This is a genomic window from Cyanobacteriota bacterium (genome assembly GCA_025054735.1).
Classification (GTDB): Bacteria; Cyanobacteriota; Cyanobacteriia; order SKYG9; family SKYG9; genus SKYG9.
Genome location: JANWZG010000555.1, coordinates 1 through 2,005, shown reverse-complemented (window position 1 = coordinate 2,005; position 2,005 = coordinate 1). Strand labels below are relative to the sequence as shown.

Here is a 2,005-nt window from a genome sequence, read left to right as displayed (position 1 = left end):
ACGCTATCAACTACTTGATCGCGGTCGTAGGCAGGTGTTGTAGCAGCGCGATCGTCTTCATCTTCACTATTGATTGATCTCTGACTAGCAGCTTGTCTGTCGATTTCATCCGAATCTTCTACCCAGTTATCGCCATCCTCTACTTCATCGCGGTCATATCGCCTTGTACCCGCCGATCGTCTGGGCAGACTGTCTGACTCGTCCTCGTTGGTAAACTGCTGAGAAGCCGCAATCCGTATCAGCCCAGCCATCACAATGGTGGTTAATGCTCCCAGCATAAAGGCACCTAACATCCACAACGACAGCGGCAATGGACTTGTACTATTGCCTAAAAAAGCCAATGCTAGTGAGGGTGACCAGTTTTGGTACACAAACAGTGCCAAGGTGCCAACGACAGCAACAAATAGGACGAGTAGTGGCATGTGTGAAATTGGGGAACTGAAGGAATCTCTTTCCAAGCTATCTTACGTTAGAATCAATGAACCAATTTTTAGAGACTTCCGAGAAGTCTGCTGGTTTGCTTTTGACTTGGCATGAACCCTACACAATTTTAAGTAGTCTATAAGTAGTCCAGTTAGGCACAAATTCTTGTGTCTGATTACAGAAATCTCGCTAGAGTATGGGTGAAATGACAGATTAGTAGGCTAGACAATGCGATTTTGGGTTATTAGTTTCATTCTGTTGTTAGGTAGTGCAGAGATTTATCAATGGGTCAGCCACATGAGCTTACCACTGCCTATTTTTATCCTGGGAGGTGTGTTTTTGGCAATCGCCTCCAACGCTGACAAGCATCTGCCCTTCCACCTCTCCCTTGACCCATCCGATGTGACCCACGATCGTTCTCCGAATTCACAGCCATCTGCTAACGTCGCTAGTTCTCCAGTTTCCCCTAGTTTGCCTAGCTTCCAGCCAACTCACCCAACACCATCGCCCTCACGCTCTATTTCCTTTGAGATTAAAAAACCAACTGGTGATTCCAAGTAGTGATGAAGAGTCTAGGCTTGCTGAGCAATCCAAGGAATAGTTGAATGCACGTTGCCGTAACCACGGAACTACAGGGAACGATGGGGTGACCTGTTGTGAGACAATAGCCCAGGCACATCCCAGGTGTGAGTAGCTCTTTAGGCAAATAGGACAAGTCAGTTAGTCAAGTTTCACCAAGGGCAGCAGTTGACAAAGTTCAGTCTGGGTTTGAACCTCGTGAAGGTAGGCTTAGGCCGAAGACATGCACTATTAACGGCTACAAGGCAAAATCCCTCTCTATAATGGGTGTGTAGGGTCAAGCATTACCGCTACAAACGTGGAACTGTCTCTAGCTTGAATAGGTCTAGTAGTTTAAGGGTACTTCTACTGCTGAGTCTTGAGTAACTTGGTGCATTACCGATCGCAACCCCCCGCAAACGTTCGTTTTTTCATAGGTTTTTCCTGTGCTACCCTTCGAGTTTATTGTTATCGGTAGGCCAGTTTCCCATCAGACTAAGGATCGTAAGCGTCTCCAACAGTGGAAAGAGCGTGTTAGGAGTGCTGCTAAATCTCGATGGACTGCTAACGCTCCTCTCGGTGATCTCCTCAGGGTTGTAATCACCCATTACTATGATGTAGAATCTAGTGACGAGAGTGGGGTGCCAGATAGTGACAACATTGTCAAGCCGGTGCGCGATGCTCTGAATGGTATCATTTACGTGGACGACTACCAAATTTCTGATTTTCTGAGTCGTCGTCGCAACTTGAATGGTTCATTTCGAGTCAAAGGCATGTCTAAGGTTCTGGCTGAAGGGTTTGTCCAGGGTGAAGAGTTTCTACACGTGTTGATCGAGCCTGCTCCTGATCCGGTTGACTTAAGTTGATCAATGGATTGTGGATACTATGAACCGTCTGGATAATAACAATTTGATGCATAAGCGATTACTAAAGGTTGCAACAGAGTATTTAGAGCGGGGGTATACAGTGACATTGCACCCCACGCCGCAGCAATTGCCGGATACTCTGTCTGACCTTTCACCAG

The 2,005-nt window shown here is 46.7% G+C and carries 3 protein-coding genes; 2 read left to right on the top strand and 1 reads right to left on the bottom strand.

Annotation, left to right across the window (positions count from 1 at the left end):
* Positions 1 to 422 (bottom strand): hypothetical protein (locus NZ772_18080; GenBank protein MCS6815464.1); only part of this gene is annotated, 422 nt, incomplete at its 3' end.
* A 229-nt stretch (positions 423 to 651) separates the two neighbouring features.
* Between NZ772_18080 and NZ772_18075 the strand changes: the two genes are divergently transcribed.
* Both NZ772_18075 and NZ772_18070 read left to right on the top strand, forming a co-directional pair.
* Positions 652 to 984 carry a hypothetical protein gene (locus NZ772_18075; protein ID MCS6815463.1) on the top strand — a complete coding sequence of 111 codons (333 nt, stop codon included), beginning with the start codon at positions 652 to 654 and terminating at the stop codon, positions 982 to 984.
* A gap of 443 nt (positions 985 to 1,427) precedes the next feature.
* The gene (locus tag NZ772_18070) at positions 1,428 to 1,847 is read left to right on the top strand and encodes a RusA family crossover junction endodeoxyribonuclease (GenBank protein MCS6815462.1); all 420 of its coding nucleotides are present in this window, start codon (positions 1,428 to 1,430) and stop codon (positions 1,845 to 1,847) included.
* Positions 1,848 to 2,005 lie beyond the last annotated feature (158 nt).